General features: G+C 33.0%; 20 protein-coding genes, 2 tRNA genes and 2 pseudogenes. 12 read left to right on the top strand and 12 right to left on the bottom strand.

Annotated elements, in window-relative coordinates; translation table 11 throughout:
• Positions 1–8: 8 nt before the first annotated feature.
• Positions 9–944, top strand: a complete 936-nt coding sequence (locus tag A9CBEGH2_RS00285; RefSeq protein WP_163052478.1) for an isoaspartyl peptidase/L-asparaginase — start codon at positions 9–11, stop codon at positions 942–944.
• Positions 945–969: 25 nt separating this feature from the next.
• Here the strand turns inward: A9CBEGH2_RS00285 and A9CBEGH2_RS00290 are convergent, their stop codons facing one another.
• The 5 genes from A9CBEGH2_RS00290 to A9CBEGH2_RS00310 all read right to left on the bottom strand — a co-directional run bounded on the left by A9CBEGH2_RS00290 (position 970) and on the right by A9CBEGH2_RS00310 (position 5595).
• Entirely contained in the window at positions 970–1470 is a 501-nt protein-coding gene (locus tag A9CBEGH2_RS00290; RefSeq protein WP_163052480.1) for a nitroreductase family protein, read from the bottom strand.
• 64 nt (positions 1471–1534) lie between these two features.
• Positions 1535–2911 (bottom strand): polysaccharide deacetylase family protein, encoded by a 1377-nt coding sequence (locus tag A9CBEGH2_RS00295; RefSeq protein ID WP_163052482.1) that lies wholly within the window; start codon positions 2909–2911, stop codon positions 1535–1537.
• Between the two features lie 134 nt (positions 2912–3045).
• Positions 3046–4116 carry an AI-2E family transporter gene (locus tag A9CBEGH2_RS00300; RefSeq protein ID WP_118277868.1) on the bottom strand — a complete coding sequence of 357 codons (1071 nt, stop codon included), beginning with the start codon at positions 4114–4116 and terminating at the stop codon, positions 3046–3048.
• 55 nt (positions 4117–4171) lie between these two features.
• Positions 4172–4966, bottom strand: a complete 795-nt coding sequence (locus A9CBEGH2_RS00305; protein WP_163104104.1) for a putative ABC transporter permease — start codon at positions 4964–4966, stop codon at positions 4172–4174.
• On the bottom strand, positions 4966–5595 hold the full coding sequence (locus A9CBEGH2_RS00310; RefSeq protein WP_163104105.1) for an HAD family hydrolase: 630 nt from the start codon (positions 5593–5595) through the stop codon (positions 4966–4968). The genes A9CBEGH2_RS00305 and A9CBEGH2_RS00310 overlap by 1 nt, the downstream gene beginning before the upstream one ends.
• 247 nt (positions 5596–5842) lie before the next feature.
• On the opposite strand from A9CBEGH2_RS00310, the gene A9CBEGH2_RS00315 reads away from it, so the two are divergent.
• Positions 5843–7336: an IS1182 family transposase gene (locus tag A9CBEGH2_RS00315; RefSeq protein ID WP_163051664.1), complete on the top strand. Its 1494-nt coding sequence runs from the start codon at positions 5843–5845 to the stop codon at positions 7334–7336.
• 25 nt (positions 7337–7361) lie between these two features.
• On the opposite strand, the gene A9CBEGH2_RS00320 is transcribed toward A9CBEGH2_RS00315, so the two are convergent.
• Positions 7362–9146: a DUF885 domain-containing protein gene (locus A9CBEGH2_RS00320; protein ID WP_163104106.1), complete on the bottom strand. Its 1785-nt coding sequence runs from the start codon at positions 9144–9146 to the stop codon at positions 7362–7364.
• A gap of 233 nt (positions 9147–9379) precedes the next feature.
• Here A9CBEGH2_RS00320 and A9CBEGH2_RS00325 point away from each other — a divergent pair, with 233 nt between their 5' ends.
• The 6 genes and pseudogenes from A9CBEGH2_RS00325 (at position 9380) to A9CBEGH2_RS12635 (ending at position 14052) form a co-directional block, all read left to right on the top strand.
• Positions 9380–11959 (top strand): translation factor GTPase family protein, encoded by a 2580-nt coding sequence (locus A9CBEGH2_RS00325; protein ID WP_115715596.1) that lies wholly within the window; start codon positions 9380–9382, stop codon positions 11957–11959.
• A gap of 117 nt (positions 11960–12076) precedes the next feature.
• Positions 12077–12799, top strand: coding sequence for a TIGR01906 family membrane protein (locus A9CBEGH2_RS00330; protein WP_115715595.1), 723 nt, complete (start codon positions 12077–12079; stop codon positions 12797–12799).
• Positions 12789–13355: a Maf family protein gene (locus A9CBEGH2_RS00335; RefSeq protein ID WP_115715594.1), complete on the top strand. Its 567-nt coding sequence runs from the start codon at positions 12789–12791 to the stop codon at positions 13353–13355. Before A9CBEGH2_RS00330 ends, A9CBEGH2_RS00335 begins: the two co-directional genes overlap by 11 nt.
• A gap of 47 nt (positions 13356–13402) precedes the next feature.
• A tRNA-Thr gene (locus tag A9CBEGH2_RS00340) sits at positions 13403–13476 on the top strand.
• A 150-nt stretch (positions 13477–13626) separates the two neighbouring features.
• Positions 13627–13761 (top strand): annotated as a pseudogene (locus A9CBEGH2_RS12755) (transposase); the annotation flags it as partial.
• A gap of 237 nt (positions 13762–13998) precedes the next feature.
• Complete coding sequence (locus A9CBEGH2_RS12635) at positions 13999–14052, top strand: hypothetical protein (RefSeq protein ID WP_408609172.1); 54 nt, start codon at positions 13999–14001, stop codon at positions 14050–14052.
• A 147-nt stretch (positions 14053–14199) separates the two neighbouring features.
• Here the strand turns inward: A9CBEGH2_RS12635 and A9CBEGH2_RS00355 are convergent, their stop codons facing one another.
• Positions 14200–15156 carry an Abi family protein gene (locus A9CBEGH2_RS00355; RefSeq protein WP_163104107.1) on the bottom strand — a complete coding sequence of 319 codons (957 nt, stop codon included), beginning with the start codon at positions 15154–15156 and terminating at the stop codon, positions 14200–14202.
• A 655-nt stretch (positions 15157–15811) separates the two neighbouring features.
• Here A9CBEGH2_RS00355 and A9CBEGH2_RS00360 point away from each other — a divergent pair.
• Entirely contained in the window at positions 15812–16033 is a 222-nt protein-coding gene (locus tag A9CBEGH2_RS00360) for a holin (protein ID WP_232057292.1), read from the top strand.
• A 25-nt stretch (positions 16034–16058) separates the two neighbouring features.
• Positions 16059–17078 (top strand): GH25 family lysozyme, encoded by a 1020-nt coding sequence (locus A9CBEGH2_RS00365; RefSeq protein ID WP_163104108.1) that lies wholly within the window; start codon positions 16059–16061, stop codon positions 17076–17078.
• A 150-nt stretch (positions 17079–17228) separates the two neighbouring features.
• On the opposite strand, the gene A9CBEGH2_RS00370 is transcribed toward A9CBEGH2_RS00365, so the two are convergent.
• A tRNA-Ser gene (locus A9CBEGH2_RS00370) sits at positions 17229–17319 on the bottom strand.
• A 212-nt stretch (positions 17320–17531) separates the two neighbouring features.
• Between A9CBEGH2_RS00370 and A9CBEGH2_RS00375 the strand changes: the two genes are divergently transcribed.
• Positions 17532–18281 (top strand): DUF2812 domain-containing protein, encoded by a 750-nt coding sequence (locus A9CBEGH2_RS00375; RefSeq protein WP_163104109.1) that lies wholly within the window; start codon positions 17532–17534, stop codon positions 18279–18281.
• A gap of 57 nt (positions 18282–18338) precedes the next feature.
• Here the strand turns inward: A9CBEGH2_RS00375 and A9CBEGH2_RS00380 are convergent, their stop codons facing one another.
• Complete coding sequence (locus tag A9CBEGH2_RS00380; RefSeq protein WP_115715588.1) at positions 18339–19403, bottom strand: type IV pilus twitching motility protein PilT; 1065 nt, start codon at positions 19401–19403, stop codon at positions 18339–18341.
• Positions 19404–19414: 11 nt separating this feature from the next.
• Positions 19415–19870 (bottom strand): hypothetical protein, encoded by a 456-nt coding sequence (locus A9CBEGH2_RS00385; RefSeq protein ID WP_115715587.1) that lies wholly within the window; start codon positions 19868–19870, stop codon positions 19415–19417.
• A 219-nt stretch (positions 19871–20089) separates the two neighbouring features.
• On the opposite strand from A9CBEGH2_RS00385, the pseudogene A9CBEGH2_RS00390 reads away from it, so the two are divergent.
• Positions 20090–21612 (top strand): annotated as a pseudogene (locus A9CBEGH2_RS00390) (IS1182 family transposase).
• Here A9CBEGH2_RS00390 and A9CBEGH2_RS00395 read toward each other — a convergent pair.
• Entirely contained in the window at positions 21522–21914 is a 393-nt protein-coding gene (locus tag A9CBEGH2_RS00395) for a hypothetical protein (RefSeq protein ID WP_163104110.1), read from the bottom strand. The pseudogene A9CBEGH2_RS00390 and the gene A9CBEGH2_RS00395 sit on opposite strands and share 91 nt — an antisense overlap.
• On the bottom strand, positions 21901–22389 hold the full coding sequence (locus A9CBEGH2_RS00400; protein ID WP_115715585.1) for a DUF4860 domain-containing protein: 489 nt from the start codon (positions 22387–22389) through the stop codon (positions 21901–21903). Before A9CBEGH2_RS00400 ends, A9CBEGH2_RS00395 begins: the two co-directional genes overlap by 14 nt.
• Positions 22390–22395 lie beyond the last annotated feature (6 nt).

The raw sequence follows: 22395 nt of genomic DNA on the forward strand, positions 1-22395 counted from the left end.
GGAAATGTATGGAGTATACAATGATAGCGACATGGAAAATGTCTTATGATGGGATAGGTCTTGCGAAAGAGGCATTGGAAAAAGGGTGCAGTGTAAAAGAGGCGATTCGAATTGCCATTCAAAACGTAGAAGAACGAGAAGAATTTATTTCTGTAGGTCATGGTGGATTGCCCAATATAGATGGACATGTTCAGCTTGATGCGGCTTATATGGATGGGGATACCCTTGATTTTGGCGGTATAATCGAGGTAGAAGATATAAAAAGCCCAATTGCAGTTGCACAGGATTTATGTGGATTAAAATGTAACTGTCTTTTATCTGGAAAAGGTGCAGAGTCTTATGCGAAAAAGAAAGGTTTTCCATTTGAAAATCATCTTTGTGAGTCCTCGAAAAAAAGGTGGGAAGAAAAGAAAAAAGAAGATATAGAAGATATAGAAGAGCTTCAAGCATATGAAGGTCATGATACCGTATGTGTACTTGGTAAAGTTAAAAAACATCTGGGGGTAGGGGTATCTACAAGCGGACTGTTTATGAAGCAGGAAGGTCGTGTAGGAGACAGCCCTATTATTGGCTCAGGATTTTATGCAGATTCTTTGATAGGATGCGCTGCCGCAACAGGTCTTGGAGAAGATATTATGAGAGGCTGTTTGTCTTTACGTGTTGTGGATAAAATGGCAGAAGGAAAACATGTACAGGAAGCAGTAAATGAAGTTTTAGATGCACATATAAAACGCATGGCATTGATGAAAAAAGATTGTGATGCCATAAGTTTGATTGCGATGGATAAGGATGGAAATTGTGCAGCCTCTACCAATATTTGTGAGTTTCCATTTGTGGTTTTACAGGATAATGATATAAAACTGTTTGTCGCAACATATAAAGAAGGCATGCATAATGTATTTGAAGCTGATGAAACGTGGTTAAAACAGTATAAAGGAGATTAAAAAAACAGAAGATTTTTGTCTTCTGCTAATCAAAGTAAGTAACTTTCTGTGGATCGTAGCGATCCACTTTTTCTTTTGTTTCTGCAGGATAGCCAACAGCTATAACACCTACGGGTAATAGAGTATCTTCTAAGTGATAGTATTGTCTAAAATTATCAATTCTTTCCTGCTTTGGACCAACGGCACACCAGCAAGTTCCTAGTCCCAAATGCACGCCTTCAATGAGGATATTCTCAATCGCAGCAGCACAATCTACATAAGAATATTCTACACTATCGGTTTCTTTCGTATCACTCATTACAAGAATTGCACAAGCTGCTTCTTTCATCATTCCTGTATAAGGCTGCAGCTCTTGCATAGTATTTAGTGCTTCTTTGTTTCGAATAACTAGAAAACGCCAATCCTGTCGATTACGTGCTGTTGGGGCATTCATTGCGGCACGAAGCAGTTTTTCTATTTTCTCCTCTTCTACTTTTTGAGTTGTAAAATGCCGAATACTTTGTCGCTCATATAGTTCCTTTAACATAACGTTCACCTCTATCGTAAGTATACAACGAAAAAGAAAAAAACGATAGAGAAAATTTCTATCGCTATTTTAAAGTGGAAGGTTTTATTAAATTGGATTTCGGATTTAGAAGATACTCTGGATCTTCCTTGATGAGGGTATCGATTGTCACAAACTGATATCCTTTTGCGTCTAATTCTTTTAATAACTGCTTAATTCCTTTTACTGTATCTTCATGTATATCATGCATTAAGACAACTTCATAGCCAACTTCTGCATTCTTTTTCACGATCTTACTCATGATAGAGGCATTATGGTTTCTCCAGTCTTCAGAATCAATATCCCATAAAACCATATCCAAACCACATACATCTTTCATTGTTTGATTTATTGCCCCAAAAGGAGGACGGAAATATCTTGGTTCAAATCCACTGGCTTGAAAGATCGCATCATTTACTTTATAGATTTCTTCATTTACATCTTCTTTTTTCATATATGGAGGTTGTGCTGCTATATGTATGGAATGGTCCCAGGAATGGTTTGCGACTTCATGGCCTCTTTTATATACATCTTTAACGATGTCTGGATTTGCTTTTGCGTTTTGGCCAAGCATAAAGAAAGTAGCGCGTCCATTGTATTTTTCAAATTCTGCCATGATTTCTTTTGTGTTTTTGTAGTGAGGACCATCATCAAATGTAAATGCAATCAGTTTTTTTCCTTTTTCTACTTTAGGCTGAGGAGCTGGAGTAATTGGATCTTTCATATAATAAGATGGAATATTTTTGTTTGTTAAGGCTATGTATTTTTTGTTTTCTTTATAAGGAACAGAAATCTTTTGGTTTTTCTTTCCTTCTACATAGAAACTAAGTTCATTTTTACCAATCGTAAAAGAAGAAAGATTTTGTTTTTTTATGAGATTCTCTTTGATACCTGCATCTTTTGCTTTTGTTTTCATCATGGCTATATAATCTCTTCGAAGAACATCATCTACCTGCAAGAAACGATTTCTTTTTTTGTCGTAGTTGTAATATGTATCTTCCTGCTGAAGAACTTTATCTTCTTCATCTACTACTTTTTTATGAAATACAAGTGAAATATAAGTATCAAAGATTTCTTCAGTATCATAATCAATACTTACATAATGCATGCTGTTTTTATCTTTTAAAGGAACAGCCTGCTGTTTTCCATATTTTGTGATTTCTGAATCCAGATTTTTAATATCGAAAGCAGGGTAGTAATAAGATATGAAATATGCATCTTTTTCTTTTTGTGTCGTATGCTTCATTTCACCAGCAAGCTTTGTGTCTTCCTTGTACGTTTGATAAGCAGCATATGGATCATGAAACAGCCATGTAACTCCTTTAAAAAGCAGAAAACCAGCGATAAAAATACCGGCAAGCAAGATTGCCAGATGTGACCATTGTATACGTAAATGGGATAAATTTTTATTTAATTTTTTCATGTAATCCTCCTGATAGGCAAATGTTTCATATATATATATATAAAATCTTTAAGATTGATGATCTTTTTTGCCTTTATATTATGACATAAAAAAGAAGAGATAAACATGTAAAATTATTAAAAAAATCTAAATTTTTATTTATAAATAGAAAGATAACCTTCCTCTTTTAAACAGCGTATGATCATAATGATATTTGGAAGAAAAAGGAATCCTAAAAAGCCAAAAAGTTTACCTCCTATATACATGCATAGAAGCAAAATAAGAGGATGGATCCCCATTTGTTTTCCCATGATTTTTGGCTCTAATAGATTTTTCGTAAGCGTTGTAAGAAGATAACAAATAAGCAAGCCTACCGCAAGTTTTTTCTGTCCATTTAAAATACAAAATAAGATCCATGGAAGAAGTATCATTCCGCATCCAAAAACAGGCAAAGCATCAAATAAGCAAATAAAAAAAGCTAATAAAAAAATATTGTTTAAGTTGAGAAAATGAAAAATAAAAAGGAGTTCTATAAATACGATAAAAGAAAGAATGAGATTTGCTTTTATCATGTGCAGGATGCTTTTTTTTAAGAACGTGGAAGATGCCAGGACAACATTTCTTGTATTTTGTGGAATCTGCTTTATAAGAAAAGCAGTAATTCGTGGATAATCCATTTGAAATAAAAAACTGGAAAAGATCGTTATAAAAAAAGAGAGTAAAAACTTAGGCAGCTGAGAGAAAAAATTTTGTAAAAAGTTTAATATTGACTGTATAAGAGAGGATAGAAAAGAAGTAAAAGAAGAGTAAAATGCATTTTGTATCGCAGATAAAAATGTGGATAAATCAAAGGAAGATGAAAGAAGAGAAACGCTTTGTGTTGTGTGTTGTTCAAAGTAAGGAGCCAGTGTACTTTGATACCATTGACTAAATGGTTCTAAATATATTTTTATGTAGTGGTAAGCTTTCCATAAACATAAAAACAAAACGGTAAATAAAACAGTATAAAAGAATAGGATACAGAAGATAGATAATATTTTTTCATGGATGCCTAGAGACTGGTGAAGTTTACGTATAAGAGGACGCATCATATAGGCTATAAAAAAACCGGCAAAAACAGGGAAGAAAGCTGGTAATACATATTGGAAAAAAATATAAAAAAGAGAAAGTAGAATGGAGAAATAGATTATCTGAATGATAAAGGAACGTTGTTTTTCTGTATTCATGCGATCACCTTTTCAAGTATATGTTAATTTATATAAAGACATGAAAAAAACATCGCTATTTGCGATGTTCATCCAAGACTTGAGATATACGTTCAAATATTTCCTTTCTATTTTCTCTGTGATGAGGGAAGGCTTTCTTTAAACGTTTTACAGTATGTTTTTGGTGAGAGCGAAACAATTGAATTTTATTGCGTAATTCCTGGATATGAGCAAGTAAGATTTCATCTGCATCCGTACTGTCTAAAATTCTTTGTATGGTTTGTGAAAGTGGTTCTTCCTGTGGGAAAATGTTTGCTTGTTTAAATAAAGTACGAAGTGTATGAATGCTTGTCTCGACTGCTCTGAAATCGGCATTTTTTCGAAGAAGTGCAAATGTTGTTGTGACAAGGTCTGCAAGAAAACCAATACTTAACAAGCTGCCTATGATCCATTGCTGTGTATGTGTCAGTTTTTGTAGTAAATCTAATATAACAGGATGAATACCATAACATACCACAAGAGCCATGATACCGAATAAAATAGCATTTAATAAACAAACACGCCCATTAATGTTGAATCGAAAGTTTGAATAATCCCACCAGCGTGTATGAAACATAATCTCCATTAACCAGCTGGTAATATATTCCAGTGTTGTTACTAGTATGGTACCTGCAATAAATAACGTGACGGGATGTTGTTTATATGGCAACAACAAAGAAATAACCAATAAAGCTCCTACTCCATAAATAGGACAGTAAGGTCCTTCTAAAAATCCGCGGTTTATAAATTTTTTGGCAGGAATGGAACAGTAAACACATTCACAGCACCATCCTAAAAAGCTATAACAGAAAAAAAGTAATATTTGTATCATTATATAAACTCCTTATACAGACGTGAATCGCTATAATCTTGTATACACATTTTTAATGAAGAAGTTTCTTCGCTGCATACACCGATAACCTCTAATCCCGCACTATGTGCTGCCTGAATTCCATCTTTTGAATCTTCAAATACGATGCATTCATGTTTGGACAGCTGTATGGCTTTTAAAGCCTCTTCATATATTTGGGGATCAGGCTTGCTTCTTTCAACTTGCTGAGAAGTAATGACATAGGAAAACAGGTTTTCCATATGTTTTATCTCAAGTATATACTGTGCAATATCGCTTGCATTATTCGTGCATAAACAAAGAGTATAGCCTTTCTCTTTCACATGATGAAGAAATTTTAATGCATCTTTTTTGAGTTCTGCTTCTTTGTAATGCATACATAGATAAGCATGTATTTTTTGAATAAGATCTTCCCCTTCCTGTTTATTTGTACATTCTAAGCGTACCTTTTTCTCCATCTCGGCAAAACTGTGAATTCGTTTCTTTAAAATATCCAAAAGCAGATCGTTTTGTGCCTGATTTAACTCTTTGAAAATTAATGAATAGTCAAAATTATTATAAGTGTTGATCAGTGTTCCATCCAAATCAAATAGTATTCCTCTTTTTCTCATAATAACCACTCCTAACGAAACAGATATTTTTAATTTTATCACTTCCTTTGTGTATGTCAATGAAAGAAAAAGCATGTCAATGTGACATGCCCAGACTGTTGACAAAGGTGTCGACAGTCTATTTTTTATATGATAGAATAAAAGAGGCAAAAAGATTCCTATTTTACCCAAAAACATATGGTTCTTTTTGCCTTTTATAATGCTCAAAATGGTATAATAAAAGTGGGTAAAATAGGAGTGATTACATATGGCAATGACAAAAAGAAATGGAAAAAATGATACTATCATACTGAATACAATAGAAGAATTAGTACCACAGGATCATGATGTCAGAATGCTGGAAAGCTGTATCGACTGGAATTTTATCTACCCTCTTGTAGAAAATCTTTACAGTGATGTTGGAAGACCAAGCATAGATCCTGTGGTTCTTTTTAAAATGATCTTCATCAATATTATTTTCGGAATAGATTCAATGAGAAAGACTTGTAAAGAAATACAAGTAAATCTTGCATATCGCTGGTTTCTAGGAATCTCCATGGATGAAAGGGTGCCAAATTATTCTACCTGGAGTCAAAATTATATCCGAAGATATAGTAACAGCGAAGTATTTGAAAAAATATTTGATCAGATATTGAAACAGGCAATCTCTTATGGCTTTGTAGATATGGAAACTGTATATGGAGACTCCACACATCAAAAGGCAAATGCGAATAAAAACAAGTATACAGATGAAGAAGTTGAAATCATGAAGAAAATATATGAAAACGATCTGCTGGATGAGATAAACAAAGATCGCGAGGAACATGGGAAAAAGCCGATAAAATCAAATGAAAAGGAAGAACTGAATTTCGATGAGGAAACAGGAAAGCTGAAAAGGGACATACAAACAAAGCATATCAAAATCAGTAAAACAGATTCGGAGAGTGGCTGTTTCCATAAAGGTGAAAAAGAAAAATGTTTTGCTTATTCACATCAAACATTTTGCGATAGAAATGGATTTGTACTGGCAAGCGTATGTGTTGCGGGAAACGTACATGACAGCGTGTCTTTCTTTTCAGCGTATAAAGTATTAAACGATAAATATATGGATCAAATAAAAAATGTATGTCTGGATGCGGGCTATATAACACCGGCAATATGTAAGACGGTATTAGAAAATGGGCAAAAAATGTATGCGCCTTATAAAAGACCAATGACAAAGAAAGGATATTATAAGAAGTACGAGTATGTATATGATGAAGGATATGACTGTTATCTGTGTCCAAATAATAAGGTGCTTTCATACAGCACGACAAACAAGCTTGGATATAAAGAATACAAATCAAATCCAAAGGATTGTGAGAACTGTCCTTTAAGAGGAAGATGTACATCATCAAAGAACTTTCAGAAAGTAGTGACACGTCATGTATGGGAGGAATACCGGGAGGAGGTAATGGATGAGATAAGACATACACCGGAATGGAAAGAAATCTATCCAAGGCGTAAAGAAAGCATAGAGAGGGTGTTCGCAGACTGTAAAGAACATCACACGTTGAGATATACCAGGTTAAGAGGGCTACAAAAAAATCAGCATCAGTCGCTGATGATTTTTGCGTGTTATAATCTAAAAAGAATGTCCAGATGGAGGTGGAAAAACCTCTCTAAAACTGCACAAAATCTAATAAAAAGCACAATTTTAAATTATTTTAAGAAAAAAGAAAAGCGATACTTGTTTATAAGTACCACTTTGTCAACAATCTGAGCATGTCAATGTGACATGCCGATTTTTACTTTGTACGTTTAATATATGAATCAATGTGTCTTTCTACTACAGAAAATGGGGCAATTCCACTTTCCAGCAAAGCGGTATTAAAATCTTTTTCTTTAAATTTATTTCCCAGTTTATCCTGTGCGTTTTCTTTTAAATCTATAATTTCTTCATAACCCGCATAATAAGGCTGGAAAGCGGCAGGGTTTGCCCATAACTGATTGTATAAAGGTGCTGCCTCTTCTTTTGACAATGCAAATCCAAATTCACTCATATAATCTGTAAATTGTGTAAGATCCCATCCCTCATAATGAATTCCAATATCTGCGCCAATAACAAGACAGTAAGAGGCAAGCTCATTTTCTTTAAATAGCTGTAATATTTGCTGGTTCATATTATCTAAATACTTAAAACTTTCATATTGTGCATATACAGCGTATCCTTCTACATAGGCATTTTCATTAATCAGGGTTTTCGCAAAGTTGTTGTCGATGTTTTCATATAAATAGGCATATTGATACATATGACCAGGAAATCCTTCATGTGAAACGGTGGAATAAGTAGAAAGGGATTTGATATCACTGCTTTTTGGGTTAACACGAAGCTGTTTGACAGAATCTCCATCGATAGATGGAATATTGAAATAAGCCGCAACACCGGAATCAGATGCGATTTCTTCGTTGATGTCTTTTATGTTATATTTTAAATTTTTAACTTCTGGGAAATCTTGAAACATATCTTTTTTTATATCTTCCAGTATTTGTTCATAGCTGGTATATGATGTTTGCGGGAACTGGTTTGAAGACAGTGCTTTTAAAAGCTCTTCATCATCGGAAAGATTTGACACAATATCCTGTATGTTCGAAATATGTGCATAGAAAGCATCTTCCATCATTTTCTTTACTTCTTTTGGTGTCTTATCTGAACCAATGGATTGCTGGAGTAAAAGTTTATAATACTCTTTTCCATTTTCAAATGCAGATAAACTTTTCGCATTTTTTACACCTTGTTTTTTAAATGTATTCATAGTATCTAAAATATTTTGATAAGCAGGAAGGAAAGAAGCTGCAAATGCTTTTTTTACTTGCTGTTTATAATCGCTTGTTTTTGTATCAGAAAGATGTAAAGCATCAATAGAATCATATAAAGAAGTTAAAATAGAACTATTTTCTCCTTTTTTTACTATGTTTTCACAATAGCTGATGATAGAATCCAGATCCAGCATTAAAAGACCTTTTTCTGCCTGTATTTTTGTATATTCTATTGCGCTGTCTACATAATCATCAACATCTTCCAATAATAAAATCAAATCTTTTACATCTTGTTCATTTCTTAATTCCCAATCGGCAAACAAGGTAGGCAATTGATAATGAAGTCCACCCATACTTTCAAATGCAGAAGCATAATAGTCAAATTTATCATCGCTCATTTGTTCGTATAAAGAAGCGCTTCGCTCAATGCTGTCATAAATATCCTGCTGTGTATCTGTAAGTGCATTTCGTTTGAATTTTTTAAATTGTTCATATGTTTCTTTTGTTTTCTTTTCTTCTTCTTTTTGTTCCTGCATGTCCATGCGAGTGCCAAGATTAATTTCTATGTTTTCTTTGGAAACACCAAAATTTTCCGGTTTGTTTAAATATACATGAGAAGTTGTATAATCACTTTCCATTGTTTCAATAAATTCATTATTTAAAAAATCATTAAATTTTTTCTGTTCTTCACCAGGGTCAACTCGCTGACATCCAAAGCTGGATAACAATAATGCAGAAGCTAATAAGAATGCTGATAATCTTTTTGTTTTCATGATCGTTCCTCTCTTTTTATTGTAAAAAGTGAACCAGTATGCTTCTTGTTTATAACTTTGCTTTACCAGTTCTTTTTGTTATTTCTATTTTATCATATATTCCTGCTGGAGAAAAAAGAATATGTTATTTATATATCTTTTAGGGATATCTGTGTAATTGTTTATGCATGGTTTTCATTTACAATTTATCTTTCTGTTTTTATAATATTAACATTGAAGAGATGAGGGATGTCATGAAAAAAGCAGTGATAGGAATATTGGCACACGTAGATGCTGGAAAAACAACATTGTCAGAAAGTTTGTTGTATTTATCAGGCACGATAAGAAAAAAAGGACGTGTAGATCATGGGGATACTTTTTTAGATTATAATGTACAGGAAAAAGAAAGAGGAATTACGATTTTTTCTAAACAGGTTAGGTTTCAATGGGACGATTGTATTTATACTCTTGTAGATACACCGGGGCATGTTGATTTTTCATCAGAAATGGAAAGAGTCTTGCAGGTTTTGGATTATGCTGTTTTAGTTATTAATGGACTAGATGGTGTACAGGCACATAGTGAAACGATCGTAAAGCTTTTACATCATTATCAGATTCCTTATATTATATTTATCAATAAGATGGATTTATCGCATCATACAAAAGAAAAACTGATGAAAGATCTACAGGAACATTTGCATAGTGGCTGTGTAGATATTAGTGTTTCCAAAGAAGAGTGGATGGAAAATGCAGCTATGTGTGAAGATGCATTAATGGAAGAATATATCGAAACAAATATGCTTTCTGCAACATCCCTTCAAGATGCTTTTTCAAAGCAGAAATGGATTCCATGCTTCTTTGGTTCAGCATTAAAAATGCAGGGAGTAGAAGAAATGCTTCAGGGTTTAACTGCGTTGATCAAAGAAAAAACATATCCGCCTTCTTTTGGTGCTCGTGTATTTAAAATCACACATGATGAAAAAGGAAATCGCTTGAGTCATGTAAAAATTACAGGGGGAAGCTTAAAAGTAAAAACGAAGCTGAAGGAACAGGATAAAGTGGATCAGATTCGTATATATTCGGGGAATCGTTTTCAAGTGGTGGAGGAAGTACAGGCAGGGGATATCTGCTGTCTTCAAGGTCCAAAAACACTGTATGCAGGGGAAGGACTGGGAATAGAAAAAGAAGGAGAAGCTCCGCTATTAACATCGTATATGCGTTATCGCATGCTTCTTCCAAAAGGAAGCGATGTTCATAAAATACTATTACAGTTAAAAGAATTGGCACAGGAAGATCCACAGCTGCATGTTTCTTATAATGAACGATTTGAAGAAATCTATGTACAGCTTATGGGAGAAATACAAATTGAAGTGTTGAAATACCAGATGAAAGAGCGCTTTGACTGTGAAGTAGATTTTGATGAAGGAAGTGTTATGTATAAGGAAACCATAGAATCACCAGTTGTTGGTGTAGGACATTTTGAACCTCTTCGTCATTATGCAGAAGTACATCTTTTATTAGAACCACTTCCATCAGGAAGTGGAATACAGTTTGTAAATGACTGCTTTAAGGACTTAGGGGAAAACTGGCAGAAACTTATCATGACACATTTACAGGAAAAAGAACATATTGGGGTGTTAAGTGGATATCCGCTTTGTGATATGCGAATTCGTTTGATAGGTGGCAGAGCACATCAGAAACATACAGAAGGCGGAGACTTTCGCGAGGCAACTTATCGTGCAGTTCGCCAGGGCTTAAAATGTGCAAAAAGCATTCTTTTAGAACCCTATTATCAGTTTCGCATAGAGGTTCCCAGTGAATATGTAAGTCGTACGATTTATGATATTGAACAAAATGGTGGAACGTTTACGATGGATAGTAATGAATCTGACATGAGTATTCTTCAAGGAAAAGCACCGGTTTCAAAAATGCGCAATTATGCTTCTACGCTTCTTTCCTATACAAAAGGGAAAGGAAGAATGCGTGTGGCTTTAAAAGATTATGAACCTGTTTTGAACCAGGAAGAAATCTTAACTGAAATTGGATATGACAGTGAAAAAGATATGGAAAATCCAACAGGTTCTATATTCTGTTCACATGGTGCAGGTTTTTATGTTCCATGGAATGAAGTAAAAGATTATATGCATGTGAAAACAGAATACAGCAAGCAGGAAGAAAAGAAAATACATGTTTCTATATCGAAAGAGAAAACATCTTTTAAAGGGGAAGATGAGGAATTAGAAGCTATCTTTAAAAAAACTTATGGAGAAAAAAAAGAGAAAAGAATTTTGTCGAATAAAGAAACTTATGAAAAAGCTGTACATAAAGAAACAGTATATAAACCGATGGAACAATGTGTATTGATTGATGGGTATAATGTCATTCATGCTTCAAAGGAGCTGTCTTTATTGGCACAGACAAATCTTGATGGAGCCAGAAGTCAGCTTGTTCATATGGTATGCAACTATCAAGGGTATAAAAAGGGTGAAGTTATTCTTGTTTTTGATGCCTACAATATGGAAGAATACACAGAAAGAATTTATAAGCAGGATAATATTTATATCGTATATACAAAAAAAGCACAGACAGCAGATGCCTACATAGAAAGTGCAACTCATAAATTAGCTAACCAATATCGTGTAACAGTTGTTACTTCTGATGGCTTGGAACAATTGATTACCAGTGCACAGGGAGCCTATCGTATGTCAAGCAGACAGTTCTTGCAAGATTTGCAATCTCTTCAAAAAAAGGGACTGGAAAATGTTCATACCATGCAGAAGAAACATCGTACATATTTGCTGGAAGATATTCGAAAGTATGAAGAGAAGGAGTGAAGATAGCTATATAGAATTTTCAGAGAGTTTTATGCGTCATTTAATCTTCTGTTTTGGTTTTCTTTTCTAAAAAAATATGATACGATTATTAGTGACTCATAAAAGGAGTAGATTATAATGAAAGAAATATTAGGAAAAATTGATGCTTTTTGCGCTTATATAATCGCAATTGCCTTGATTTTGATTTTGTTGATAACAAGTATAGACATCAATAGTTTCAATAAGAATTTTTATGCGTCGGCATATAAAGAACTAGAAACAGCAGAGACTTTGGGGATGACAGAAAAAGATCTAAATCTTGCGACAAATACGTTGCTGGATTATCTTCAGGGAAAAAGAAACGATATTAAAGAAGAAGTTAGCGTACAAGGTGTAAAAATGATGGCTTTCAATAGTAAGGAAGAAGCGCATATGATCGATGTTCGTAATTTGTATCGTTTCGCATTGCATATAAGAAATATCAGTATCGTTTTACTTGTGGTATCTCTTGTGTATTTGCTAGTTCGCTTGCGAAAAGGAACATGGACTCTTTTAAGTATTCAGTATATGAAAACCGCGATTTTGGCAGCTGTCTTTTTTGCCATGCTGGCAGGATGGGCATTTGTAGATTTTGATGCTTTCTGGACGACATTCCATAAAATTTTTTTCTCAAATGATTTGTGGCTGTTAGATCCAGCAACGGATTTAATGATCAATTTGTTCCCGGCAGAATTCTTTTCTAAACTTGTGTTTCGCATCGTTGGTATGTTTGTAGCTAGTGGAGGAGCACTTTTCTTAGGGGGGTATTTCTATCTGCGTCATCAGTTAAATAAACTTAAGGGTAATGAAGATGCTGCATAGAAAGTTGATTTTAGCCAGTGCTTCACCAAGAAGAAAAGAATTGATGGAAGATATAGGGTTTCCATTTACAATTGCATGTGCTGAAATTGAAGAAGTACTTCAAAAGGATATTCCAGTAGAAAAAGCAATTGAGCAGATAGCTTTATCGAAAGCCCAAAATGTATTTCTGCGAAATCCAGAAGCTATGGTGCTTGGGTGTGATACTGTAGTATGTTATGGAAAAGAAGTACTTGGAAAACCCAAAGATAAAGATGATGCATACCGCATGTTAAAAATGTTAAGCGGGAAAACACACCGTGTGATAAGTGCAGTTGCTTTACTTCAGAAGGGGCATTGTGATGTGTTTCATGATGTAAGTGAAGTTACTTTTTATGATTTAGATGACGATTTGATTTCCTATTATTTGTCTTTGGATGAACCATATGATAAAGCAGGTTCTTATGGAATACAGGGAAAAGGAAAACTGCTTGTTAAAGAATTACGTGGAGATTATTTTAGTGTAATGGGATTACCTGTCGCAAAAGTATATAGACTTCTTAAAAAGTATGAAAAGTAATATTGAAAAAAAGAAGATGACCTATTATAATGTAATAGGTTTTATATGCCGGTATAGTATAGTGGTAATACAAAGCAATGGTAATGCTTAGCGCTCAGTTCAATTCTGGGTACCGGCACCATGTACGTCTGAAGCCTTTCGTTAGGAAGGGCTTTTTTTGTAAAGTAAATACCATGCGTGTGGTAATAGAGCTTTTAGTGTAAAAAAACCTCCTATGCAATATAATGAAATTGGCCGGGTAGCCAAAACGAAGGCATAGGAGGAATATGAAATGAATGACAAGAATAGTTTATCACACACATCATATAGGTGTAAATATCACATCATAATACTATCAAAATATAGAAGAATGGTAATATATAACAAATTAAGAAAAGATATAGGACAGATATTGACGATGCTGATATTCTATTTCAAAAAATATATGATTATATTTTTTTGTTATTATTACATATTGTCGTGTAGGTTAACAATATAGTGGTAATGATTGAAGAATCTGAAAAATATTACATGAAAAGTAAAATTAAAAGAATTAATGGGAGATGCAAGAAAAACAATATTTAGCATATATGCGCATTGGTTGAAAGAAAAAGATTAATACATATGTGAATTAAAATCTCTGCAAGAATTGTTGGATATAGGAGTGATTACTGAAGAAACATTTTCCATGAAGAAAAAACAATTATCAGGAATATGAAAGCTTAAAAATATTTATTTTTCAAAACATTAAATCATCATTAACTATATGATATGTATTTAACTAAATATTAAATAAATTTTACCTTCTTTTATATTTTCGTATTAAAAATGGTTGTTGTATTTTAGTTATATAAGAAGATAAATATTAGTCCTGAGGAAGTTTAGGGTAATCTTGCCAATCTTTTGGAAAACCTAAAGCATTTAAAATCAAATTATGATCGACAGTTTTAATCTTTTTTTTGAGTTGTACCATTCGGCTTCTTAAAGAATTGCTAGTTATCGCAAACTGATTTCTTGACATAAAAACTTGCATAACGATAAAAGTATTGTAGATATTTTGTCGTGATGAATTAGGTAAAATTCCATAATTTGAATGTAATTCATTTATGTATAGTGTATTTTTTCTACAAGTATAGTCTAAAAATTTATTTCCATGTGCAACAATATTCCTGATTTCGCGAATATTATCTAGAAAAGATATTATATGTTTGTAAGTTAATTTGATATTTTGATACTCAATGTTTTCTGATAAAAACCCAGAGAAGGTTTTTGCAATTTTATTTTTTTCGCTATCTTTCATATGTTTATAAAATGTTATTGTTTCTCCAAGAGTCATATAGTTTATAAGTACCCATAAAGGAACATTATTATGTTGGTTCATATAATGCTTAATAGAGTTTGGTGATTTCTCTTTCGCTTTTTTTGTTATTATTCTTGATAGTCCTGCAATAGTTTGTGTAACTTCAATAATATTATCATCTTTAAAGTTATTTGCAATTAAATATGAATAGTTTTCTCGATGATTTTCTGAAAAATAATAAGCTATCATAGACTTAAATTTTTTTTCAATCTCAAGAATTGCTTTAAAAAAGATTCCTTTTATTTCTTTGTCAAAATAATATATATGCGAAATTTCATCAAATGATGTACCATTTATATAGTGATCATTAGAATCCATAAAAAATTTACTATAATAATTTATTACATTATAGTAATTATTACATAATAAATATTTTTTGGCTGTTTCTTCGTTACTAAATGTTAACCCCCTAGATTTTAGAATAGCTATTTGTTCATCAATAGTTTTGAATGGTTTAGTCATAATTTATAATACACTCCTTAAACAAAAAGCCTCTCAATAGTGAGAGGCTTCTGCGCAGATAGGTTCACATAGAATTCTCTATCGCTTATCGTGTGAATATTATATTGCTTTTTTCAGTTGTTGTCAATAGAAAAAACAAAAACCTCTCACAATAATGAGAGGCTTCTGCGCAGATAGGTTCACATAGAATTCTCTACCGCTGCCTTTATTACTATATGCACTAAACATAAAAAAATACATGAAAAATATATTAAACATATAAAAATGTGGTTTGTTAAACTTTGATTTCTTTATTGATTATGGGTTTTCGTATTTAAAAAGAGGTTCTACAATCGTTAATTAATATTCTTGACTTGTTATTAGTTTGTATTATATCCTCGTTAACTTATTTATTATTTTGATAATTTCTTTTTCAGTTAGACATTATATAACTGAATCTCATTATTAGTTTCATTATCTCGATTAATTTTGAAACCTCTTTGTATTACAGATAAGAATTTTTACAATCTCTCTTTCTATATTCCATATTTTTGCTTTTATATATTTCATTAATGCCTACAAGATAATGCATTGTCTACATAAAATATAAGGAAACAGGATTAAGTGTTTAATGTCTTGGAAAGACTGTAAACTTAACCGGAAAGAGGAGATGTGTATGAAAATAAAAAAGTATGCATTTAAATCCTGGCTAAAAGCAGCATCCATAAGGGCATTAAAAACAATGGCACAATCGGCAATCGGTATGATTGGGGCATCCACTATGATTCAAGATGTAAATTGGATTATGATTGTATCAAGTGTTGTATTAGCGGGGGTTTTATCGGTTTTAACTTCTATAGCTGGTTTACCTGAAGTTCCAGAGCTTACGGAAGAATAAGAGACTATGAAAGGAGGAAAAATGTATGACATTAAAATTTATTGATGTTGCCAGCTATCAGGCTGGATTAGATTTATCAAAAATTCAAACGGATGGAGTTATGATAAAGGCTACCGAGGGAATAGGGTATGTAAATCCTTATTGTGATGAATTTTTTCAACAAGGCTTAAAGTTAGGGAAGCTGCTGGGGGTATATCATTTCGCAAGAAATGCCAGTGGAAATACGCCTCAAAAAGAAGCAGATTATTTTATTCAACATACAAAAGGATATATAGGAAAAGCGATTCCTGTATTGGATTGGGAAGATAAGAATACTGGTGAAGTTACATGGGCATTCCAGTGGCTGCAAATTGTGGAAAAAGCATATGGGTGCAAACCATGGATTTATATGAGTGAATATGTAGAGAATTCACATAACTGGAAGAAAGTGGCAGAAGCAGGTTATGGATTATGGATTGCGAAATATCGTGATAATGTAATTGATAAAAACTGGGATATGAAGAATGCAGGGCCAATTCCGACAGTGAAAGATTGGAAATTTTATGCGGCATGGCAGTGGACTTCTAGCCTTGTACTTGATGGTTGGAGTGGAAAACTTGATGGCAGCATCTTTTATGGGGATAAGAATGCATGGAGGAAATATATAAATAATGAAATAAAACCACTTCCGCCAAAACCAAATAGTACAAAATATAAAACTGGTGATATTGTTAATATTAATGGAATTTATATTTCAAAAGAAAAATTAAAACCGGCTATTACAAGTGGAACAATTACAAAGATTTATCCTGAAGCAAAGAATCAGTATTTAATTGGCAATGGTACAGGATTTGTAAATGATTCTTGTATTATAGGAATTCATTCTTCAAAAGTATTAAAGGTAGGGATGAAGGCAAAACCTAAAAAAGCTGTATCATATGATGGGATCAACCTTGATTCATCTGTAACTAAGAAAAGCTATAAAGTAATTGAGATAAAAGGGAAGCGTGTTGTACTTGGAGATGGATTGAATACGGCTTTTCATATAGATAACTTATCATATTAAATGTCTTTCTATAACAAAAAGGTGAGTAAAATACTTTGGTATGTAAGAAGTATGATTACTCACCTTTATGAAATTTATATGTTAAAATGATGGATAGTTTTTCTGTTTGTGAAATATAAAAAAACATCCTTTCGGATGTATCTTTTTAAATGGCGGAGTAGGAGAGATTTGAACTCTCGCGCCAGTTTCCCGACCTATACCCTTAGCAGGGGCACCTCTTCAGCCTCTTGAGTACTACTCCATATCTGAATCGCAACAATTTCGTTTGCCATGAAAGTATATCACAGGAGAAAATAAATGTCTATAGAAAAATTAAAAAAAAGATGACTTTTTATGAATCAAAAAGGACTTTTCAGAAAGTTTTTATATTATGAATTAAAAATAGATAGTTTGACAGACATTTTATAGTATGTTAAATTAATAAATAGGCGTTGAAATAAAGGAGGTATCCTTATGGAGATAAAATCAAAAAAGGAACTCATTGATTATATAAATAAGATTTCACAGAAATTATCAAAACAAGCTAAAAATCTAAAAAATAACTTACAGGAACTTGTTCTTAAACTAAAAGAGCATAAATTACCTGAATTAAAAAAAGTGAGAGATGAAAATCAGGTAAAAAAATATCGCATATTTTTTGTGTCTGACATGGATGAAGAAGAAGCGTTTCTACATGAAATGTCTATAAAAGGCATGCACTTTAAAGAAAAAAAGGGCATTCGTTATATTTTTGATAAAGGGGAGCCTAGCAATTCTTTCTATCATTTGGGATATTATGAAAAAGATAAGATGGATGGGGAACGATATTTAAAAAATTATGAAGAAGCAGGATGGAAGAGCGTATTCCATGAAAAAGCAGAATTTGATGGTACATGGCATTATTTTAGATTGGATCTTCCAGAAAACGAGGTAGCGCCTCAAATATTTAGTGATCGTATATCCAGAATGGCATTGTATCAGCGATTGCTGGCAAGCTGGCAGACTTTGATCGTTATGCTTGTTGTATGTCTTTTGATCATGAGTGGAATCTTTGTATTTACATTGATGAATCCATCAAATGCGCAGCGCATGATCTTAGTTTTGTGCTTATTGGTTATTTTATTAACTGCTGGTGCGGTTTTATTGTATTTATACATCTATTTAAAAGTACACGCTAAATATCAGGAATTTACATATAAATATGGAAAAAGACAGTTTGAATAAAGCTGTTTTTTTGTTATGTTTAATGATATAAAAAAACGTATCTGGGAAGATACATTTTTAGCGTATGTTAAGTTTTCGTTTCATTACTTCTGGATTTGTTGCATATAGAAGTGCTGTTTCCTGGGTAATATTTCCTTTTTTGTATAATTCATATAGACTATTTTCCATACTTGTCATTGTACTGTTTCCACTGGATGTAAGCATCGCATCAATTTGGTGTATTTTGTTTTCTCTGATAAGGTTTTTGATTGCCGGTGTTGTATTCATGATTTCAAAGACAGGAATCAGTTTTCCATCAGCAGAGGGTACTAATTGCTGCGATATAACAGTTTCTAATGACATGGCAAGCTGAAGTCTTACTTGATGCTGCTGATTGGCAGGGAAGACATCAATGATACGATCTATTGTAGTAGCTGCACCAAGTGTATGCAGGGTTGATATAACTGTATGCCCTGTTTCTGCAGCAGTTAAGGCGATGTTTATTGTTTCATAGTCTCTCATCTCTCCTAATAAAATAACATCAGGCGCTTGTCGCAAAGCAGCTCTCAATGCATTTACATAGGATTCACTGTCAATTGATATTTCTCGCTGTGACACAATACTTTTTTTATGGGAGTGCAAATGTTCAATTGGATCTTCCAGTGTGATAATATGTTTTGCATATGTTTTATTAATATAGTCGATCATACAAGCCTGTGTTGTACTTTTTCCCATTCCCGCAGGTCCTGTCACAAGAACAAGTCCTTTTTTAATATCTGCTAGTTTTATAATGTTTTGTGGGATTCCAATAGATTCAGGATCAGGAAGAGCAAAAGATATAACACGAATAACAGCCGCATAAGAACCGCGTTGTTTATAAGTGCTGACACGAAATCTTGATAATCCTGCTATAGAGAAAGAGAAGTCATCGTCTCCTTTTTCCTGCAGCTTGTCTTGACTTCTGTTGCTGGCAAATTCGTAAATTTGTGTAATTAAAATACGTGTATCATCAGGAAGAAGTCTTTTTTCTTCTAACGTATGCATTTGATGAAAGACTTTTATGGTAACGGGCTGTCCTGCGATAATAAAAATATCAGATGCATTTTGTTCTACTGAACGCTGTAAAAGTTCTTGAATGTTCATTGTCATTCCTCCTATAAAACTTGTAAACCATCATCTTTTTTCCACTCTGTATTTGGGGATGAAGCCCATGTTTGTACTTCATACAATTTATCACCTGGATAAAGGATGTTTAAAGTAACGTGCAGAGTAGTTGTATCATTTTTTACTTGAAAGTGAAACTGATGATCTTTATAAGTGCTTTGTGGTACTAGAGTGGTTAACTGCTTTGTTTTAGTGAAATATTCTTCTTTAGAGGAAGAAGATTGATAATAGGTATATAAAGCATCATCAATTTGTTTTAAGTATTCTTCTCCCTGAGAAGACAGAGCATAATATTGTTCTTTCTGCTGAATGCTTTTATTTGTTAATCGTGCATTGGATCTTGCACTAGATAAAGAAAGAAGTGCAAATACAACAATAGCTAAAATAATAAAGATACTCATAAAAGAGATAATGCCGATATTCATCGTTAGTTTATGTTCTTTCATAACGTTCATCTCCTTTATAGTTTTTTCTGCTGATGATGGTAATAGGAAATATTATATATTTCTCAGACTGTTGACAAAGGTGTCGACAGTCTATTTTTTATATGATAGAATAAAAGAGGCAAAAAGATTCCTATTTTACCCAAAAACATATGGTTCTTTTTGCCTTTTATAATGCTCAAAATGGTATAATAAAAGTGGGTAAAATAGGAGTGATTACATATGGCAATGACAAGAAGAAACAACAAAAACGATAGTATTATATTAAATACAATAGAAGAATTAGTACCGCAGGATCATGATGTCAGAATGCTGGAAAGCTGTATCGACTGGAATTTTATCTACCCTCTTGTAGAAAATCTTTACAGTGATGTTGGAAGACCAAGCATAGATCCTGTGGTTCTTTTTAAAATGATCTTCATCAATATTATTTTCGGAATAGGTTCAATGAGAAAGACCTGCAGAGAAATACATGTAAACCTTGCGTATCGCTGGTTTCTGGGAATCTCCATGATGAAAGGGTGCCAAATTATTCTACCTGGAGTCAAAACTATATCCGAAGATACGGTGACAGTGAAGTGTTTGAAGAGATCTTTGATCAGATTCTAAAACAGGCAATCTCTTATGGCTTTGTAGATATGGAAACTGTATATGGAGACTCCACACACCAAAAGGCAAATGCGAATAAAAACAAGTATACAGATGAAGAAGTTGAAATCATGAAGAAAATATATGAAAACGATCTGCTGGATGAGATAAACAGGGATCGTGAGGAACATGGGAAGAAACCAATTAAAAAAAACGAAAAAGAAGAATTAAATTTTGATGAAGAAACGGGAAAATTGAAAAGGGACATACAAACAAAGCATATCAAAATTAGTAAAACAGATTCAGAGAGTGGCTGTTTCCATAAAGGTGAAAAAGAAAAATGTTTTGCTTATTCACATCAAACATTTTGCGATAGAAATGGATTTGTACTGGCAAGCGTATGTGTTGCGGGAAACGTACATGACAGCGTGTCTTTCTTTTCAGCGTATAAAGTATTAAACGATAAATATATGGATCAAATAAAAAATGTATGTCTGGATGCGGGATATATAACACCAGCAATATGTAAGATGATATTAGAAAATGGGCAAAAAATGTATGCGCCTTATAAAAGACCAATGACAAAGAAAGGATATTATAAGAAGTACGAGTATGTATATGATGAAGGATATGACTGTTATCTGTGTCCAAATAATAAGGTGCTGTCATACAGCACGACAAACAAGCTTGGATATAAAGAATACAAATCAAATCCAAAGGATTGTGAGAACTGTCCTTTAAGAGGAAGATGTACATCATCAAAGAACTTTCAGAAAGTAGTGACACGTCATGTATGGGAGGAATACCGGGAGGAGGTAATGGATGAGATAAGACATACACCGGAATGGAAAGAAATCTATCCAAGGCGTAAAGAAAGCATAGAGAGGGTGTTCGCAGACTGTAAAGAACATCACACGTTGAGATATACCAGGTTAAGAGGGCTACAAAAAAATCAGCATCAGTCGCTGATGATTTTTGCGTGTTATAATCTAAAAAGAATGTCCAGATGGAGATGGAAAAGCATCTCTAAAACTGTACAAAATCTAATAAAAAGCACAATTTTAAATTATTTTAAGAAAAAAGAAAAGCGATACTTGTTTATAAGTACCACTTTGTCAACAATCTGGGAAATATTATATATTTCTTTTTCTTTATAATAAACATGAATTGCAAGGGATTGCTGCTTTTGATTTAAATGCACTTTATATGTACTTGAATCTTTTTCACATAAGTTTCCTTTTGTGTCAAAATAAAGCCAATCTTTCTCTATAGGACGATCATTTTTATACAGTTCTATTAAATTTCCTGCAATACTGGATGCTTCTTTTTTTCGTATGCTTTCCTCATTTATCGTATCTGCTTTCACAAACAATTGTACACAAATAGCACTAGCTAGTGAGAAAAACAGAAAAGCTACAATAAGCTCCATTAAGAAAAGTCCACTTTTACTGTGCTTCATGTTGTTTTCCTCCTAACAGAGATACATAATAAGTCTTTGTTTCTTTTTGATATGTGATATTGATCGTAAGAAGAGAATCTTTGATGGTAAAAGTTACATCATCAGCTTCCAGTATATTTTCTCCATCTTCAATTTCAAAGTCTTCTTCATCTGATATCAGCAGTTCTTTTACATATCCTTTATAAGCATATAAATAAGTCGTATATGGTTTTCCCTCATAAGAATCATGTAAGCATAAAATGTCATGTCCTTCTACCTGCATAGTATCTATGGCATCTATCGATAGATTTTGGTGTATTTTTTCCTGCAGATAGTCTGCCAAGGTCATTTGATTGAAATTGTATTCTAGTGTATCTGCAGTTTTCGCATATACATGGCTGCCAATATAAACAACGGCTAGAGAACTCATTGTGAATACACAAAATACAAGTAATACAAAAACAAAATCAATGGTATGTTTCTGTTTCTCTTTCATTTTATC

This window comes from Amedibacterium intestinale, from assembly GCF_010537335.1.
Taxonomy (GTDB): domain Bacteria; phylum Bacillota_I; class Bacilli_A; order Erysipelotrichales; family Erysipelotrichaceae; genus Amedibacterium; species Amedibacterium intestinale.

What these genes read in the sequence shown, in the direction of transcription:
- A9CBEGH2_RS00315 (WP_163051664.1), top strand. Translation starts at nt 5,843, where the DNA reads ATGGCAATGACAAAAAGAAATGGAAAAAATGATACTATCATACTGAAT.
- A9CBEGH2_RS00360 (WP_232057292.1), top strand. Translation starts at nt 15,812, where the DNA reads ATGAAAATAAAAAAGTATGCATTTAAATCCTGGCTAAAAGCAGCATCC.
- A9CBEGH2_RS00385 (WP_115715587.1), bottom strand. Translation starts at nt 19,870, where the DNA reads ATGAAAGAACATAAACTAACGATGAATATCGGCATTATCTCTTTTATG.
- A9CBEGH2_RS00325 (WP_115715596.1), top strand. Translation starts at nt 9,380, where the DNA reads ATGAAAAAAGCAGTGATAGGAATATTGGCACACGTAGATGCTGGAAAA.
- A9CBEGH2_RS00380 (WP_115715588.1), bottom strand. Translation starts at nt 19,403, where the DNA reads ATGAACATTCAAGAACTTTTACAGCGTTCAGTAGAACAAAATGCATCT.
- A9CBEGH2_RS00290 (WP_163052480.1), bottom strand. Translation starts at nt 1,470, where the DNA reads ATGTTAAAGGAACTATATGAGCGACAAAGTATTCGGCATTTTACAACT.
- A9CBEGH2_RS00320 (WP_163104106.1), bottom strand. Translation starts at nt 9,146, where the DNA reads ATGAAAACAAAAAGATTATCAGCATTCTTATTAGCTTCTGCATTATTG.
- A9CBEGH2_RS00355 (WP_163104107.1), bottom strand. Translation starts at nt 15,156, where the DNA reads ATGACTAAACCATTCAAAACTATTGATGAACAAATAGCTATTCTAAAA.
- A9CBEGH2_RS00300 (WP_118277868.1), bottom strand. Translation starts at nt 4,116, where the DNA reads ATGAATACAGAAAAACAACGTTCCTTTATCATTCAGATAATCTATTTC.
- A9CBEGH2_RS00285 (WP_163052478.1), top strand. Translation starts at nt 9, where the DNA reads ATGGAGTATACAATGATAGCGACATGGAAAATGTCTTATGATGGGATA.
- A9CBEGH2_RS00305 (WP_163104104.1), bottom strand. Translation starts at nt 4,966, where the DNA reads ATGATACAAATATTACTTTTTTTCTGTTATAGCTTTTTAGGATGGTGC.
- A9CBEGH2_RS00310 (WP_163104105.1), bottom strand. Translation starts at nt 5,595, where the DNA reads ATGAGAAAAAGAGGAATACTATTTGATTTGGATGGAACACTGATCAAC.
- A9CBEGH2_RS00330 (WP_115715595.1), top strand. Translation starts at nt 12,077, where the DNA reads ATGAAAGAAATATTAGGAAAAATTGATGCTTTTTGCGCTTATATAATC.
- A9CBEGH2_RS00400 (WP_115715585.1), bottom strand. Translation starts at nt 22,389, where the DNA reads ATGAAAGAGAAACAGAAACATACCATTGATTTTGTTTTTGTATTACTT.
- A9CBEGH2_RS00395 (WP_163104110.1), bottom strand. Translation starts at nt 21,914, where the DNA reads ATGAAGCACAGTAAAAGTGGACTTTTCTTAATGGAGCTTATTGTAGCT.
- A9CBEGH2_RS00295 (WP_163052482.1), bottom strand. Translation starts at nt 2,911, where the DNA reads ATGAAAAAATTAAATAAAAATTTATCCCATTTACGTATACAATGGTCA.
- A9CBEGH2_RS00335 (WP_115715594.1), top strand. Translation starts at nt 12,789, where the DNA reads ATGCTGCATAGAAAGTTGATTTTAGCCAGTGCTTCACCAAGAAGAAAA.
- A9CBEGH2_RS00365 (WP_163104108.1), top strand. Translation starts at nt 16,059, where the DNA reads ATGACATTAAAATTTATTGATGTTGCCAGCTATCAGGCTGGATTAGAT.
- A9CBEGH2_RS00375 (WP_163104109.1), top strand. Translation starts at nt 17,532, where the DNA reads ATGGAGATAAAATCAAAAAAGGAACTCATTGATTATATAAATAAGATT.